Source organism: Streptomyces sp. LN549, assembly GCF_043203805.1.
Lineage (GTDB): Bacteria > Actinomycetota > Actinomycetes > Streptomycetales > Streptomycetaceae > Streptomyces.
Genome location: NZ_JAZHRI010000002.1, coordinates 8,027,028 through 8,042,086, shown reverse-complemented (window position 1 = coordinate 8,042,086; position 15,059 = coordinate 8,027,028). Strand labels below are relative to the sequence as shown.

At 68.9% G+C, this 15,059-nt stretch carries 15 protein-coding genes; 7 read left to right on the top strand and 8 right to left on the bottom strand.

Going from position 1 to position 15,059, the window contains the following annotated elements:
- Positions 1–9 precede the first annotated feature (9 nt).
- The 3 genes from SH922_RS35755 to SH922_RS35745 are packed head-to-tail and all read right to left on the bottom strand — an operon-like array spanning position 10 to position 2,926.
- On the bottom strand, positions 10–1,572 hold the full coding sequence (locus SH922_RS35755; RefSeq protein ID WP_393062696.1) for a hypothetical protein: 1,563 nt from the start codon (positions 1,570–1,572) through the stop codon (positions 10–12).
- Positions 1,572–2,135, bottom strand: a complete 564-nt coding sequence (locus SH922_RS35750; RefSeq protein ID WP_393062695.1) for a hypothetical protein — start codon at positions 2,133–2,135, stop codon at positions 1,572–1,574. The genes SH922_RS35755 and SH922_RS35750 overlap by 1 nt, the downstream gene beginning before the upstream one ends.
- Complete coding sequence (locus tag SH922_RS35745) at positions 2,132–2,926, bottom strand: hypothetical protein (RefSeq protein ID WP_393062694.1); 795 nt, start codon at positions 2,924–2,926, stop codon at positions 2,132–2,134. The genes SH922_RS35750 and SH922_RS35745 overlap by 4 nt, the downstream gene beginning before the upstream one ends.
- Positions 2,927–3,356: 430 nt before the next feature.
- Here SH922_RS35745 and SH922_RS35740 point away from each other — a divergent pair, with 430 nt between their 5' ends.
- From SH922_RS35740 to SH922_RS35725, 4 genes are all read left to right on the top strand, one after another.
- Positions 3,357–4,574, top strand: a complete 1,218-nt coding sequence (locus SH922_RS35740; RefSeq protein ID WP_393062693.1) for a helix-turn-helix domain-containing protein — start codon at positions 3,357–3,359, stop codon at positions 4,572–4,574.
- Positions 4,575–4,792: 218 nt separating this feature from the next.
- Positions 4,793–5,056, top strand: a complete 264-nt coding sequence (locus SH922_RS35735) for a hypothetical protein (protein WP_393062692.1) — start codon at positions 4,793–4,795, stop codon at positions 5,054–5,056.
- An 87-nt stretch (positions 5,057–5,143) separates the two neighbouring features.
- On the top strand, positions 5,144–5,617 hold the full coding sequence (locus SH922_RS35730) for an SCP2 sterol-binding domain-containing protein (protein WP_393062691.1): 474 nt from the start codon (positions 5,144–5,146) through the stop codon (positions 5,615–5,617).
- Positions 5,618–5,622: 5 nt separating this feature from the next.
- Positions 5,623–6,837 (top strand): acyl-CoA dehydrogenase family protein, encoded by a 1,215-nt coding sequence (locus SH922_RS35725; RefSeq protein WP_393062690.1) that lies wholly within the window; start codon positions 5,623–5,625, stop codon positions 6,835–6,837.
- A 39-nt stretch (positions 6,838–6,876) separates the two neighbouring features.
- Here SH922_RS35725 and SH922_RS35720 read toward each other — a convergent pair whose 3' ends face one another.
- Positions 6,877–8,133 (bottom strand): cytochrome P450, encoded by a 1,257-nt coding sequence (locus tag SH922_RS35720; RefSeq protein WP_393062689.1) that lies wholly within the window; start codon positions 8,131–8,133, stop codon positions 6,877–6,879.
- Positions 8,134–8,211: 78 nt separating this feature from the next.
- Between SH922_RS35720 and SH922_RS35715 the strand changes: the two genes are divergently transcribed.
- Both SH922_RS35715 and SH922_RS35710 read left to right on the top strand, forming a co-directional pair.
- Complete coding sequence (locus SH922_RS35715) at positions 8,212–9,039, top strand: hypothetical protein (protein ID WP_393062688.1); 828 nt, start codon at positions 8,212–8,214, stop codon at positions 9,037–9,039.
- Positions 9,040–9,100: 61 nt separating this feature from the next.
- Positions 9,101–11,173: an MDR family MFS transporter gene (locus SH922_RS35710; protein ID WP_393062687.1), complete on the top strand. Its 2,073-nt coding sequence runs from the start codon at positions 9,101–9,103 to the stop codon at positions 11,171–11,173.
- Positions 11,174–11,205: 32 nt separating this feature from the next.
- Here the strand turns inward: SH922_RS35710 and SH922_RS35705 are convergent, their stop codons facing one another.
- Positions 11,206–11,646: a YchJ family protein gene (locus SH922_RS35705; protein WP_393062686.1), complete on the bottom strand. Its 441-nt coding sequence runs from the start codon at positions 11,644–11,646 to the stop codon at positions 11,206–11,208.
- Between the two features lie 238 nt (positions 11,647–11,884).
- Between SH922_RS35705 and SH922_RS35700 the strand changes: the two genes are divergently transcribed.
- Positions 11,885–12,970 (top strand): M48 family metallopeptidase, encoded by a 1,086-nt coding sequence (locus SH922_RS35700; RefSeq protein WP_393062685.1) that lies wholly within the window; start codon positions 11,885–11,887, stop codon positions 12,968–12,970.
- Between the two features lie 47 nt (positions 12,971–13,017).
- On the opposite strand, the gene SH922_RS35695 is transcribed toward SH922_RS35700, so the two are convergent.
- The 3 genes from SH922_RS35695 to SH922_RS35685 all read right to left on the bottom strand — a co-directional run bounded on the left by SH922_RS35695 (position 13,018) and on the right by SH922_RS35685 (position 15,000).
- Positions 13,018–13,824, bottom strand: a complete 807-nt coding sequence (locus SH922_RS35695) for an SAM-dependent methyltransferase (RefSeq protein ID WP_393062684.1) — start codon at positions 13,822–13,824, stop codon at positions 13,018–13,020.
- A gap of 79 nt (positions 13,825–13,903) precedes the next feature.
- Positions 13,904–14,140, bottom strand: a complete 237-nt coding sequence (locus tag SH922_RS35690) for a DUF397 domain-containing protein (protein WP_219567121.1) — start codon at positions 14,138–14,140, stop codon at positions 13,904–13,906.
- Complete coding sequence (locus SH922_RS35685) at positions 14,140–15,000, bottom strand: helix-turn-helix domain-containing protein (protein WP_393062683.1); 861 nt, start codon at positions 14,998–15,000, stop codon at positions 14,140–14,142. Before SH922_RS35685 ends, SH922_RS35690 begins: the two co-directional genes overlap by 1 nt.
- Between the last annotated feature and the right edge of the window lie 59 nt (positions 15,001–15,059).

Sequence of the window (15,059 nt, the reverse complement as noted above, 5' to 3'; positions counted from 1 at the left end):
GCCGGCGGGTTATCCCGCCTCGACCGGGCCGTCGAGTTCGATCGTCGGCACGGTGGAGAGGATCTCGCGGATGCGTGCGGCGATCCGTCCGTCGTTCATGTAGGTCAGCATCTGCTGACGGTTCATGCCCAGCGTCTTGTCGAGTATCTCGGTCTGGAGCTGGTTCGCCGCTACGCATTCCTCGCCGGTGATCACGAAGGTCTGTACGAGTCCGGCGTTGATGTTGGTCGCGTCGTCCAGGTTCTCCTGGGTGACGACTGCCGTGGAGGTGGGGTCGTTCAGCACGTTCTCGATGAAGTCCCGGTACCTCGCGTAGTAGCTGGCGGCGTAGGACTTCGACGTGGAATCGGCCACCATGCCGGCCAGCCGGTCGGTGATGTTCTGGGAGTTCATGTAGGTGATGGCGACGAGGAGGCTGCCGGCCACGCTCTGCGCCAGGAAGCCGTCGCGGATCTGGTCGGCGAGGTCGTTGTCCCCAGCCAGCGGGAGATCGTAGAAGCTGCCGATGCTGTTGAGCACGGTGCAACCGCCGCAGTCGGACTCGACCAGCGTGTCACCGTCGCCGCCCGCGCAGACCACCGATCCGGAGTCCCCGGCCTGCCCGAGACCGGGCACGTAGATGAGATCGCGGTACGGGACGACCCCGAGCGCACTCTGGGTGTCGACCTCGATGTCGACTTCGATCGCGGCGATGGCGCTGGAGGAGTACGCCGTGGTGCGGCCGACCTTCTCGACCTTCATGCCGATGGCGGGAGCGACAATCGCGGTCGACGAGCCGGTGGCGGCCGCGAGTTTCACGTCGAGGCGGGCGAGCACCGTTTCGATTTCCGTGAGGTAGACCGCGCCGCTGCATCCTCCGGCGACCAGCAGGCCGACGGCTGGATGGGAAGGGGATATCGGGGCCATCAGGTCCTTGGCCACGTCGGAGGTCTGGCCGCTCTGGTCCGTGAACTGGGCGATGGCCGCGTCGGTGTCGGTGCCGGTGGTCGCGTCGACGGGGTCGAACCGCTTCAGCTCGGCTATGGCGTTCTTGACGTCCACTTCGCCGTCGTATCCCCCGGGCTGGATGATGGCCTCGCCCGGCTTGCCCTCGTTCAAGCGGGCGAGCACGTGGTTGCAGGAGAGCAGGCAGAGCTTTCCGTCCGTCTTGTCGACGACGTTGCAGCCGTGCGTCCCGGCCGTTCGGCCCTGCTCCAGGTTGGAGATGCTGGCGCCCTGCCGCGAGGGCCGCATCTTGTCCGCGATGGCCTGGGCGCTCAGCAGCCTCACCGGCGGACGGGCCGGAGCGGTGGCGAACAGTCTGGGGGGCGGGCCGGACTCGACCACGTCCACACCCCATCGGGCACCCTGGACGTCGATGGACTGCGGCAGCAGTCTGCGCCGGGACACATGGGACGCCGGCCGCTTCTTGGCGACCAGGACCACCACGACCGGCTCGTCGGTCAGCTGCCCGGCTCGATGGCGATAACTCAGCCCTACCCCGACGACATTGGGATCGTTGCGGCTGTACTGCTCCTTGATCCGGTGCTTGGCCTGCCGGAGCCCGGACCGGGTGCCTGCGGAGAATGTCATCAGGAACGCCCCCTGCGGCCTTGCTCCGTTGATGTCCGAAGGCGGCTCAGGCCATCGAGCCAGAGGTCCGCGGCTCGGTCGGTCGAGCCGGCACCGGCCGCAAAGTGCGTGGAGATCGTGGCGAGGGCAAGAGCGGTGACGGTGACGAGGGCGGTCCGGCCGGCGGTGTCCGCGGTCGCCGCCCGCTCACCGAGACCCCGTAGCAGGGTGTCCTGGTCGGCACCCTGAAGTCCGTCGGCGATCAGGCTCCGGGCGCCTGCCCTGACCTGCGCGAGCCGCTCGGGCCCCAGGGACTTCTCGGCAGTCCTCAGCCGGGCCGGGACTGCCCGGCCGGCCGCGCTGCCGGGCTCCCCGAACTCGGGAAAGGCCACGGGGAACACAGCTCCGGCTCGCGCGATCTGCAGCACCACCGCTCGCTCGTCGGCCGTGAGCGGGGGCCAGCCCGGTTCCGCCGCGCCCGCTTCGGGGACGGCGACGGCACCGGCGACCACGGTGGCTCCGGCCGCCCCCAGCAACGTTCTTCGGCGTACGCCGCCCGGTTCCGACAGCTGCGACTCAGTCATGCCGTTCCTCCTCCTTGTCGGGTGCGCGGGTGCAGTGACCGCGCCGTCCTGAGCAGGTCCTTCGTCGACACGGCAGGCCTGGCGCTGCCACCGTCCGCGGACATCACGACGAAACCGAGTGCTCCTTCGGTCCACACGACGGCGTACGAGCCGTTGTCAGGGTCGTCCGCCGGAGTACGGATCGTGCCGGGCCGGCCGTTGATGTCGACGTGCGAGCGGGCGGGCCAGATCCGGTGGGCCGCCGGGTCGCAGGTGCACTGGCTGACGACCAGCGGGGCCCTGCCGCCGATTCCCTCGTAGCGCCGGGCCCACAGCGGCGAGCCGTCGCCGCCGCTCAGGCCGATGCCGGAGTCGATCCCGTCGCCGCGCTGCACGTAACCGGCCGGCAGCCGGCCGGGCTCGTGGAGTCGGGCGCCGTCGACGAACGGGACGCTCCTGCCGGACCGGTCCCCGTCCACGAGATCGCGATTGCCCAGGGGGTGTTCGAGCGTGGTGGAGGCCATGACGGTGCGGATGACGGCGGGACACACGAGATCGCGGTCGGCCTCCAGGGAGAGCCGGAGAACCACGCGCGATGCGGACTCCTCGGCATCCAGAGTGACCCGGCCGCAGCTGCCGGGCGTGGCGGGGACCCGGATGCCGCGCCCGTCTGCGGCGACCAGGGCCTGTTCGATCCCCCGCGCGAACGCGGTGCCGCTGCCGTCGCCCCCGGCGGATCCGCACGAGACGAGCGACGCCGCGACCGCCAGAACGAGCAGTGCGGGAACGGAACGCCCTGCGCCCCACGGCATTCGGGCCCGCACGGTCCGCCCACAGGGTAAACCGGAGCTCACCATTCCGTGGCCTCCCCCGGATGCGCCGCCAATGAATGGCGACCCTACGACCCAGCAGCCCCTTCGACAACAGTGTCGGGAAGGTCTGGAAATTCGCATCCTCCCCTCACACAACTCGGCATTACCCAGGGTTACTTCCTTGCGCCCTCGGGAGTAAATGTCCGAAAAACATTGTCCGGAAGTGAGCAGTCGCGCCCCACCTGCACCGGAGCACCACAACGGGGCCGAGATGTGTGCCCCTTGCACTTCGATCTTGCGCAAGTAGTGTGCACCAGCGCTGACTTGGTCTATCTTCGTCGCGGACTCGGTACGCACCTGTCGGTTCGTGGGAGCGCTTTCCCCCACTGCCTCACCCCCCACCGGGCACCGGAGAGCAAGGGGACACGTCATGCCGAAACTCATTCAGCCGTTGGACACGGGCGATCCACTGGGACCGCTTCCCCAGGAATTCGCCACGATCATGCGACCCGAACTGCCGAGCCTGATCAAGGAAATCGGAGTCGAGGTCACCCGGACCTATCCGGAATATGCACGCCTGCTCAGCGGCCCCAATGGCCAGGCCATTCGGGTCGGCGTCGAACAGAGCCTCTCGTCCTTCGTGGACCTGGTCGCCGAACCGTCCACCTCGACATCGCTGCGCGACGACATGTGCCGCCGATTCGGACGTTTCGAGGCCTATGAAGGCCGCACCATGGAGACGCTCCAGGGCGCTTATCGGCTCGGCGCCCGCGTGGCACTGCGCCGGGCGAAGAAGGTGGGCCGGAGCTACAACTTCTCACCGACCCTCATGCTCAGTTTCGCCGACGCGCTCTTCGCTTATGTGGACGAGCTCGAATCACTCTCCCGCGAGGGCTTCCTGGAGGTGCAGTCGCAGACCGGCGAGCAGAGCGAGGCCATGCGCCGGCGCCTGCTCCATCTGATCCTGGCCGGGCGTCCCGTCCCCCGTACCGCCATCGCCGAACTGTCCGAGCAGACCGGGTGGACGCTGCCCGAGGAGGTCACGCTCGTCGCAGCGCGCGCTCCCGCCGGGCTCGACCGGGTCAGCGCCGACCGCGACATCCTGGTCGATCTCAGCGATCCCCAGCCGCATTTACTCATCCCGGGGCCGCTCGACGACGCACGAAGAACCATGCTCGACCAGACGCTGCTCGGCACCCGCGCGGCGATCGGGCTGACCGTTCCCACCGCCTTGGCCGCGGACTCGATCCGCTGGGCCAGGAGGGTCCTCGAACTCGTCGACGCGGGAGTCATCGACGACGCACCGATCATCCTCTGCGAGGACCACCTCATCACCCTGTGGCTGCTCTCCGATCCGGTCCTCCTGGACCAGCTCGCCCAACGGGAACTCGCGCCCATCGCGGGCATCAGCGCCACCCGGCGGGAGCGGCTGATCGAAACACTGCGCATCTGGCTCGACACCCGGGGCACCGCTGCCCACATGGGCGAACTGCTGGACGTGCATCCCCAGACGGTCCGCTACCGCATGCGCAACCTGGAGTCCATCTTCGGTGAGCAGTTGATCGACCCCGAGAGCAGGTTCTCCACCGAGGCGGTTCTGCGGGCGCTTCAGCTGCGGGCCCGCACCAGGGATTCCACCACCCCGTAGTCCGCACACAGAACGGCTTCCGGCCGGATCACGGCCTTCACTGCGCGTCAACTTACTTACGAGTAAAGGGAAATACCCGGTCACTCCCAAACGGTTGCCACACGGAGACGTTCTCAACGAGAAATCCGTAAATGCGTCCCGTACACATGGAGGAGTCGGCCGCCCACCCGGCGGCCACAGCGCCCGACCTCCTGGCCACCGTTCGAGAGGGAACCCCCATGACCACCTCACACCTGCTCGTCCCCGTACCGATCCCGGACCGCATCGCCGCGCTGATCGGCTCCTGCATCCCGCCGCACATCCTGGAGGCGGAGTTCGACGCCGAGTGCGCCGCGCGCGAGGTCCGCCGGTTCCGCGGCCCCCGGCTCGGCATCGAGGACCAGGCCGACCGGGAGCAGGCCCTCTCCGAACTGGCCCGCGCCAACAAGATGCTCTCCGCCCACCACCCCCGGCTGGCGGTGCACCCCAGCAGCTCCTGGTGACTCCCCCGCCTCGCCCCCACCTTGCGGAGGCGGCGCCCTGCACTTACCTTACTCCGAAGTAAGTTTACTCCAGAGTAAGGAGCTGGCGTGGCCGACAACAGCAGCGGCAACCTCACCGACGAACTGGCCGCCCTCGACTTCGCGGCCGTCTCCCCGCAGGAGTTCGCGCGGATCGTGAAGGGCCTGTCCGCCAAGCAGCTCGGCGAGGTCATGCACGGCGAACTGCGCACCCGGGTGCTCGGCGAGGTCTTCGGCCGGATGAAGCAGCAGTTCCGTCCGGACGCGGCGGGACAGCTCGAGGCGCTGATCCGCTGGAAGATCACCGGGGACACCGACACGGTCTACGAGACCGCGATCGCGGACGGCGCGTGCACCATCAGCGCAGGCCGCTCCGACGCCGAACCGCGTACGACGCTGGTGATGGCCGACGCGGAGTTCCTCAAGCTGGTCTCCGGCAACGGCAATCCCGTGACGATGTTCATGATGCGCAAGCTGAAGGTGGCCGGCGATGTCGGCCTCGCCTCCGGCCTCACCCGCTACTTCGACATCCCGAAGGCCTGAGGCCGATGAGCTACTTCTCCCTCGCCCTCACCGAGGAACAGCAGGACCTGCGCAACTGGGTGCACGGCTTCGCCGCCCAGGTGGTGCGCCCGGCGGCCGCCGAATGGGACGCCCGCGAAGAGACGCCCTGGCCCGTCATCCAGGAGGCGGCCCGGATAGGTCTGTACGGATTCGAGTCCCTGGCCGACATGTACGGCGACCCGTCGGGGCTCTCCCTCCAGATAGCCAACGAGGAGCTGTTCTGGGGCGACGCCGGAATCGGCATGGCGCTCTTCGGCACCTCCCTCGCCGTCGCCGGCATCTTCGCCTCCGGCACACCGGACCAGCTCGCCGAGTGGGTGCCCCAGTGCTACGGCGACGAGGACGACCCGAAGGTGGCGGCGTTCTGCGTCTCCGAACCGCAGGCCGGCTCAGACGTCTCCGCGATGACCACGAAGGCCCGTTACGACGAGGCCAAGGACGAGTGGGTGATCTCGGGCCAGAAGGCGTGGATCACCAACGGCGGGATCGCCGAGATCCATGTCGTCGTCGCCTCGGTCGATCCGTCGCTCGGCGCGCGCGGGCAGGCCGCGTTCATCGTGCCGCCCGCCACGAAGGGTCTGGAGGCGAGCCGCACCATCAAGAAACTGGGCCTGCGTGCCTCGCACACGGCGGACGTCTTCCTCGACGACGTACGCGTGCCCGGGCACTGCCTGCTCGGCGGAAAGGAGAAGCTGGACGCCCGGCTCGCCCGCGCCCGCGAAGGCACCAACGCCAAGGGCCAGGCGGCGATGGCGACCTTCGAGGTCAGCCGCCCCACCGTCGGCGCCCAGGCGCTGGGCATCGCGCGCGCGGCGTACGAGTACGCGCTGGAGTACGCCGGACAGCGCGAGGCGTTCGGCCGGCCCATCATCGAGAACCAGTCGATCGCGTTCGCGCTGGCCGACATCCGTACGGAGATCGAGTCCGTACGGCTGCTGATCTGGCAGGCCGCGTGGATGGCCCGCAACGACCGGACCTTCGACGCGGGCCAGGGCTCCATGTCCAAGCTGCGCGCGGGTGAACTCGCCGTGTCCGCAACGGAGAAGGCCGTCCAGATCCTCGGGGGCGCCGGGTACAGCCGGGAGCATCCGGTGGAGCGGATGTACCGCGACGCCAAGATCTACACGATCTTCGAGGGGACCAGCGAGATCCAGCGCCTGGTCATCGCGCGGGCGATCTCGGGGCGCCACATCCGCTGACACGGGGCCATGGGGCGAGGACCGGACACCGACGCGGGGTCAGGGCGCGGCGAGCGGGGTGAACCGCACCGGCAGCGACGCCGGGCCCCGGGTGAAGACGCCCTGCTCGGACGGGGTGAACCCGTCCGCGAGCCGTACGTCGGGCATCGCGTCGAGCAGCAGGTTCACCCCGGTCTGCACCTCGGCCCTGGCCAGCAGTGCGCCGACGCAGAAGTGCCGGCCCAGGGCGAACGCGAGATGGTCGGCAGCGGCGGAGAACGCCGTGGTGCTGGTCAGGTCGGTGCGGAAGATGTCGAAGCGGTCCGGGTCGCGGTACCGGGAGGCGTCCCGGTTGGCCGAGCCGATCAGACAGGTGACGGTCGACCCCGCGGGCACCCGGCCGCCGCCCAGCCCCACGTCGGTGGCCGTCTGTCGCATGATCATGTGGACCGGCGGAGTGAGGCGCAACGTCTCGGCGAAGGCCCGGTCGATGAGGGTGCGGTCCTCCCGTACGGCGGCGAGCTGCTCGGGATGGGTCAGCAGGTTGGCGAAGATCGAGGCGATGGCCTTGTCGGTGGTCTCGCCGCCGGCGGCGAGCAGCAGGCTGCAGAAGGCCTTGATGTCCTCGTCGCTCATCCGGACACCGTCGACCTCGGCGGCGCAGAGCGCGGAGAGCAGGTCGTCGCCGGGTGACTTCCGACGCTCCTGGATGACCGGGATCATGTACCCGGCGAACTCCTGCCGGGTCCGGTCGCCGGCCGCCGCGACCTCCGGGTCGCCCGCGAGATTGCCGAGGAAGGCGATGACGCTGGTGTACCAGCCGTGGAAGCGGTCGTGGTCGGCCTTGTCCAGGCCGAGCATGTCGGCGATGACGAGGACGGGGAAGCGGGTTGCGAACGCGTCGACGAGGTCGGCCTCGCCGGTGCGACGGAAGGTGTCGATCAGCTCGCGCGCGTTGCGCTCGATGACCGGGAGGAACTTCTCCTGGAGGTCGGTACCCCGGAAGGCCGGGGCGACCAGGGCCCGGCGCACGGCGTGCTCGCGGCCGCTGAGCTGGAGGATGGTCTTGCCGTGGACGGGCTCGATCTGCCAGTCGTAGTTGTCGGTGGTGAACTCCCCGGCCTTGTCCTTGAAGACCCGCTCGACGTCCTCGTACCGGGAGACGATGTAACTGTTCGTGGCCTCGTGCCGGATCAGCGGGTGACTCTCGCGCATGACCCGGTAGGCCCCGTAGGGATCGGCGGCGAAGGCGGGCGAGAGAATGTCCGGCACGGGTGGTGCTTGCGAGGCGAGTGACTCTTGTGGGGCAGACGTCATGACGCTCCAGGGTCGTTGACGGGCAACGCCGCCAAGGTTATTGACCCACCGTCCGCCCTGAAACCCCCTGGGGGAACCATGCCCGCCGGCCTCCGCCCGTCCGTTCTCTTCGTCACCGATCTCGCCTACGAGGCCCGCGGACGCCGCTACTGCGACGAGGACATCCAGCTGACGTCGCGGCTGCGCGAGGATTTCGACGTCGCTCTCTGTCACCCCCGTGACGCCGCCGCCCTGCTGGAGGGCTTCGACGCCGTCGTCGTACGCAACAGCGGTCCGGTGCTGCACTACCAGGAGGCGTACGACGCGTTCTGCGCGCGGGCCCGGGAGCTGGGCACGCGGGTGTACAACCCGCTGACCGGGCGCGGCGACATGGCGGGCAAGCAGTATCTGGTCGACCTGAGCCGCGCCGGGTATCCGGTGATTCCGACCGTGGACCGGGTGGCGGATCTGGGGCTGCTGCCCGAGGCCGAGGGCTATGTGATCAAGCCGAAGCTGGGCGCGGACTCGGTCGGGCTGCAGTTCGTACGTACCCCTGTACTGCCTCCCGAGGCGGACGGCACACAGCTCGTCCAGCCGCGGATCGACTTCCGCTACGAGGTGTCCTTCTACTTCGTCGACCACGACTTCCAGTACGCACTGAACGCACCGCACCCGGAGCAGCGGTGGGTGCTGGAGCCGTACGAGGCGAGCGCGGCGGATCTGGCGTTCGCGCGCTCGTTCATCGACTGGAACACTCTCGACCACGGCATCCAGCGGGTCGACGCGTGCCGGACGGAGGCGGGTGAGCTGCTGCTCGTCGAGTTGGAGGACCTCAATCCGTATCTCTCGCTGGACCGGGTGGCGCCGCCGGTGCGGGAGGCGTTCGTCGCGCGGATGACGACGTCGCTGAAGGACCTGCTGGGCTGACACGTCCACGTCCGGCCGTCCCCCGCATGCGGGTGACATGGGGCGATGTGAGGGTGCAAAGGTGACCACTGCCAGCGAGACCGCCCCCACCCCGCAGGCCGCCGGCGCACCGCCCCTGCTCGATCCGCGCCGCCGGAACATCGTCTTCGCGACGATCGTGCTGGGCATTCTGCTGGCGGCCCTGGACCAGACGATCGTGGGCACGGCGCTGCCCACGATCGTCTCGGACCTGGGTGGCGCCGCGCATATGTCGTGGGTGGTGACCGCGTACCTCCTGGCGGAGACCGTGGCAACGGTGCTGGTCGGCAAGTTCGGTGACCTGTTCGGCCGGAAGATCGTCTTCCAGCTCTCGGCGATCATCTTCATCACCGGTTCGTTCCTCTGCGGTCTCGCGACGAACATGACGCTGCTGATCGTGTGGCGCGGTCTGCAGGGCATCGGCGCGGGCGGTCTGATGGTCACGTCGATGGCGCTGATCGCCGATGTGATCCCGCTGCGCGACCGTGGCAAGTACCAGGGTGCGATCGGTGCCGTCTTCGGCGTCTCGACCGTCATCGGGCCGCTGCTGGGCGGGCTCTTCACCGACCATCTGACCTGGCGCTGGGCGTTCTACGTCAATGTGCCGATCGCGATCGTGGTGGTCATCGCGGCGGCCCGCACCATCCCGTCCGTGAAGGCGGCGGGACGTCCGGTCATCGACTACCTGGGCATCACGATGGTCACGGTCGGTGCGAGCTCCCTGATCCTGGCGACGAGCTGGGGCGGCAACGAGTACGCCTGGGGCTCCCCCGCCATCATCGGCCTGTTCGTCCTCGGCCTGGCCGCCCTCGCCGCGTTCTGCTTCGTCGAGTTCCGGGCGAAGGAACCGATGCTTCCGATGCGGCTGTTCAACAATCCGGTCTTCACGGTCTGCTCGATCCTCAGCTTCATCGTGGGCTTCGCGATGCTCGGCGCGATGATCTACCTGCCGACCTATCTGCAGTACGTGGACGGGGACTCGGCGACGCTGTCGGGGGTCCGGACGCTGCCGATGGTCATCGGTCTGCTGGCCGCCTCGATCTTCAGCGGCAACGTGGTCAGCAAGACCGGTCGCTACCGGATCTTCCCCATCGTGGGCTCGCTGGTCATGGCGGTCGGACTGTTCCTGCTCTCCCGGATGGGTCCGGACAGCGGGGTGTGGCTGGAGTCGCTGTACATGCTGGTGCTCGGGCTGGGCATCGGGCTGTGCATGCAGGTGCTGACGATCGCGGTGCAGAACACCGTCGACTATGCGGACCTGGGCACCGCGACCTCGGGCGTGACGTTCTTCCGTACGCTCGGCAGCTCCTTCGGTACGGCCGTGTTCGGGACGATCTACGCCAACTCGCTCGGCCCGAACCTCAAGGACGGGGTCGCGGCGGCGGTGCGGGCGGGCGGAGATCCGGCAGTGGTGGCGAAGGCGTCGCAGAGTCCGGAGGGGCTGCACTCGCTCCCCGATGCCCAGTCGGCGCCTCTCGCCCAGGCGTACGCCGACACCCTCCACACTGTGTTCCTGTGGACGGTGCCGGTCGCGCTGCTCGGCTTCGTCGTCGCGCTGTTCCTGAAGCAGGTGAAGCTGCGGGACACGGCACGGGCCGTCTCGACCGACATGGGTGACGGGTTCGCGTCGCCGAGCGCCGGGGACTCGGCCCGGCTGCTGGAGTTCTCGGTGGCCAAGGTCCTGCGCCGGGTGGACCCGGACACGGCCCGGCGGATCGTGGCCTCGTCCGATACCCGGCTCGACATGGCAGGGGCCTGGGCGGTCATGCAGGTGGAGCTGTTCACCCGGATGGTCGGCCATGCGGGGCTCCGGCTGATCGCGGCCCGGCACCGGATTCCGCCGGAGGTCCTGGTGCCCGTCTTCGACCGGATGATCGAGGAGGGCTACCTCACCGGGGACGGCCATCTGTTCACGCACACCGAAGCGGGCAGCCGGGAGGCCAGGACCATCAACGACGCGTGGTCCCGCTGGCTCACCGAGCAGCTGGGCGACCAGCAGGAGCAGGCGGACGACGCCCGGCTGCGCGCCGCGGTCGACGTGATCGCCAAGCGGCTGCTGGCGGAGGACCTCACGCAGGAGCTGTCCCCGGCGGCCCCGGCCGGCGCACCGGTCTGAGGCCGGTCCGGGGCCTGCCTGACGGCGGACCGTCAGTCGGCGAAGACTGCGGACTCGTAGACCCAGGCGCCTTCGTGCCGGACGAAGCGGCTCTTCTCGTGCAGCGAATCGCGGTGGCCGCCGGCCGTGTAGTGCGCCCGGAAGGTGACCGTGCCCGTGGTGTGGAAGGCGCTGCCCTCCGTAGTCTCCAGGATCTCCAGGCCCTGCCAGCGCTGCCCGGGATCGAGTTCGAGGGCGTCCGGACGGTGGTCCGGGTGCCAGGTGCGCAGGAGGTACGCGGCGTCCCGGACGACGAAGGCGGTGTACCGCGAGCGCATCAGCGCCTCGCATGTCGGTGCCGGGGTCCCGGCGTGAAACCGCCCGCAGCACTCGCCGTAGGCGGTGGGCAGCCCGCAGGGGCACGGCGAAGTGGCCGTGACCTGGGAGACGGGAGCGGCGGAGAGCCGCCGGGGGCGTGCGGTACGTCGGGACATGGGTCCATTGTGACCTGCGGCGGAACCGAACCGGCTGCCGGAGGTCGTCAGCCGCGCCTTCAGAACATGCTCAGACCGCTTGTCTCTCCTTCGCAATGCTGATGAGATCGACGCACGTTCGAGAGGTATCGACCTTTCACCGCCGGGGGGCCCTGTGGAATCCGCCCATCACAGTCGAACAGTGGACGCGAAAGGTGCCAGGTGCGCGACGATAGCCGCGTACGGCGTTGCAGGGGCGGTGCAACTCTTCACAGCCTGGCTGGTCATCGTCGGCCTGAGGTTGACCGTTCTCGGTTTTCGCACATTTTTTCAGCCAGTGATAGGTCTGTTGCTGCTGGGCCTGGCTTTTGCCTTGCGCCCGCGCCTCGGGCGTCTGGATCCTGACGCGCCGACGCTGCGGGAAGCCGACGCTCCGGCCTTCTTCGAACTGCTGCACAGAACAGCGGACAGCGCCGGAGTGCGACGCATCGAGGCGATCCAGTTCACTGCGGACTTCTCCGTGAGCGTCATCCCCTACGGATTTCGTCGCAAACGCTGCCTCGTCCTGGGTCTCCCGCTCTGGGCCTCCTACCCTCCTCAGCAGCGTATTGCTGCCATGGCCCAAGCACTTGGCCGGAGCGCTCCCCGCAACGTCCGGTACGGCGTCGTCGTCGGCGTGACCCTCGGGTCCCTGACAGCCGGGGTGCAGGCCCTGCAACCAGGCGCGGTTCCCGCCACGTCGTCGCGCATCAACCCTGTCTCCCGGGGCGCGGCCGCCGTGGCAGACGGAACGCAGCGCTTCAACGCACGGGCGCGGAAAAGTGAGTGGCTGCTGTGGATTCCACGAACGGCACTGGCCGCGACGGCCCGCCTGCTGCTGTGGCTCACGGAGCCGGCCGCCCGGCGTGCGCTGTTCGAGGCGGACGACGCGTCGGCCCGTGCGGCTTCCTCGCCGGCCGCCCTCGCCACACTGCGTGACAGGCGCCTGGCACGTGCCATCAGCCTTGAGCTGCACCGGCTGGCCATCGAGAAGCGAACCATCGTCAAGGCCGGCACCCCTGCGGTCACGCAGGAGGATCTCTGGGAAATCATCAGCGCGCATGCGGCACGTCTGCGTGAACAAGACATGCCCCAGTCCCCCGAACCCGACTCGCCGAGGGGCGTGCGCCGCCACTCCGCCGGCAACGATCCGGACCACCTGCGCATCGAACGACTGGTCCACGCCACGCAGTATCCCGCAACGATCACGCTCGACGCGCCCGGCCGGGCCCTTGTCGAGGACGAGCTTCAGGTACCCAAGCGAACAGTGGCGCAACGGGTACTGCGTGACGGCATACAGCTGTAGGAGGCCGGATCGTGAGCCGATGTCCTCACCACGCTTCCGGTCACCGCTCAGGCCTTGCGGGCCACGCCCGCGTAGCCCGGGATCGGCTCGTCGCCCGGGACGTCGATGACCTCGCCGAGCTCCGGGTGCCAGTCGGCGGAGAGCGAGACTCCGGGGTCGACGAGTTCGAGGCCGTGGAAGAACGCCGAGAACTCGGCGTGGCTGCGCGGGCGGAGCGTCATGCCGCGGGCCTTGTACATGGCGGCAGCCTGGGCCGCACCCTCCGGGTTGAAGTCACCGGTGGTCTGCGAGAGCACGAGGTAGCTGCCGGGTGCGAGCTGGTCGACCAGGCGGTCCACCAGTTCGGCGGCGCCGTCCTCGTCGTCCAGGAAGTGGAGCAGCGCCAGCAGGGACAAGGCGATCGGCTTGTCGAAGTCGAGGACCTTACCGGCCGCTTCCAGGATGACCTCTGGCCTGCGGGCGTCGGCCTGGATGTACTCGGTGGCGCCTTCCGGGGTGGAGCGCAGCAGGGCCGCCGCGTGGGCGAGGACGATCGGGTCGTTGTCGCAGTAGACGATGCGGGCGTCCGGTGCGGTCCGCTGGGCGATCTGGTGGAGGTTGGGCTCCGTGGGTATCCCGGTGCCGATGTCGAGGAACTGCCGGATGCCGTTCTCCGCGAGCCAGCGGGTGGCGCGCTGCATGAACGCCCGGTTGACGCGCGCCATGTCACGGCCCCGCGCGTCCACGGACAGGAGCTGCCGGGCCATCTGCTCGTCGATCGGATAGTTGTCCTTGCCGCCGAGGAACCAGTCGTACATCCGCGCGGGATGCGGCTTGCTGGTGTCGATCCTGACGGGTGGCTCGTGCCCGGTCATAGCGCGCTCCTTGGATCCGTGTCGGCGAACAGAGAACGAATGCGTTGCGCGGCGACCGGGAACCGTCCGCGCGATGGGGTCAGGTCAGGAGGAAGTCTGCCTGACCGGCCTTGGCGCCCTGGATGAAAGCGGCGATCTCGCGGTGGGAGTAGATGAGGGCCGGACCGTCGGGGTCCGCGGACTGGCGCATGGCGATTCTTCCGTCGGAGAGCTTCATCGCCTCGACGCAGTTGCCGCCGTTGCCACCGCTCCACGGCTTGTACCAGCCCTCGGAGCCGAGATCGGCGGCCGGCATGCCGTTGTATATCGGTGTCATCACAGCTCCTTGCGGAAGTCCCGGAGGATTTCCTTCGTGCGTTGTGCAGTCGCGGCCTGGGCCGCCATGCGGTCCATGACCTCGAGGTAGGAGGCCACCTCGGGGCGCGCGTCGAAGTAGACGGCCCCGGTCAGGTACTCGCTGTAGACCATGTCGGGAAGTTCGGGGACGGCGAACCGGAAGAGGACGAACGGCCCGTAGGTGCCCGGGTGGTGACCGGTCGAGAACTCGGCGATCTGGAGGGTCACGTTGGGCATCTCGGTGGCTTCCAGCAGCCGGTCCGTCTGGGCGCGCATGGCGTCGGTGCTGCCCACCGGGCGGCGCAGCACCGTCTCGTCCATCACCACCCACAGCCGCGGGGCGTCCGGCCGGGTCAGCAGGGACTGCCGCTCCATCCGCAGCGCCACATGGCGTTCGATGTCCTCGGGCCTGGTCTGGCCGACGGCTCCTGTGCGCATCACCGAGCGCGCGTAGTCCTCGGTCTGCAGCAGACCGGGGACGAAGTGCGGCTCGTACATGCGCAGGAGGCTCGCGGCACCCTCCAGGCTGACGTACATGCTGAACCAGTCGGGCAGCACGTCGTGGAACCGCTGCCACCAGCCCGGCTTGTTGGCCTCCTCGGTGAGGTCGACGAAGGCTTCGGCCTCCTCCTCGGCGATCCCGTAGGCCTTAAGGAGCGACTGCACATAGGGGATCTTGAGAGCGACCTCGGCGGTCTCCATCCTGCGTATCGTCGCCGGGGCGACGCGGAGCACCTTGGCTGCCTGGTCCCGGCTCAGGCCGACACGCTCCCGCAGATCCTGCAGGCGCTTGCCGAGAACGACCTGACCCACGGTCGGGGCGGACCGCGGTTCGCTCACTTCAGACCTCCCCATGCGCTGTTTGCCAGCAGTGTGCCATGTGCGTGCCGCCAAGAACA

Bases quoted from the DNA above. Each gene is read 5' to 3' on its own strand.
- SH922_RS35755 (WP_393062696.1), bottom strand. From the start codon at position 1,572: ATGACATTCTCCGCAGGCACCCGGTCCGGGCTCCGGCAGGCCAAGCAC.
- SH922_RS35750 (WP_393062695.1), bottom strand. From the start codon at position 2,135: ATGACTGAGTCGCAGCTGTCGGAACCGGGCGGCGTACGCCGAAGAACG.
- SH922_RS35745 (WP_393062694.1), bottom strand. From the start codon at position 2,926: ATGCCGTGGGGCGCAGGGCGTTCCGTTCCCGCACTGCTCGTTCTGGCG.
- SH922_RS35740 (WP_393062693.1), top strand. From the start codon at position 3,357: ATGCCGAAACTCATTCAGCCGTTGGACACGGGCGATCCACTGGGACCG.
- SH922_RS35735 (WP_393062692.1), top strand. From the start codon at position 4,793: ATGACCACCTCACACCTGCTCGTCCCCGTACCGATCCCGGACCGCATC.
- SH922_RS35725 (WP_393062690.1), top strand. From the start codon at position 5,623: ATGAGCTACTTCTCCCTCGCCCTCACCGAGGAACAGCAGGACCTGCGC.
- SH922_RS35720 (WP_393062689.1), bottom strand. From the start codon at position 8,133: ATGACGTCTGCCCCACAAGAGTCACTCGCCTCGCAAGCACCACCCGTG.
- SH922_RS35715 (WP_393062688.1), top strand. From the start codon at position 8,212: ATGCCCGCCGGCCTCCGCCCGTCCGTTCTCTTCGTCACCGATCTCGCC.
- SH922_RS35705 (WP_393062686.1), bottom strand. From the start codon at position 11,646: ATGTCCCGACGTACCGCACGCCCCCGGCGGCTCTCCGCCGCTCCCGTC.
- SH922_RS35695 (WP_393062684.1), bottom strand. From the start codon at position 13,824: ATGACCGGGCACGAGCCACCCGTCAGGATCGACACCAGCAAGCCGCAT.
- SH922_RS35690 (WP_219567121.1), bottom strand. From the start codon at position 14,140: ATGACACCGATATACAACGGCATGCCGGCCGCCGATCTCGGCTCCGAG.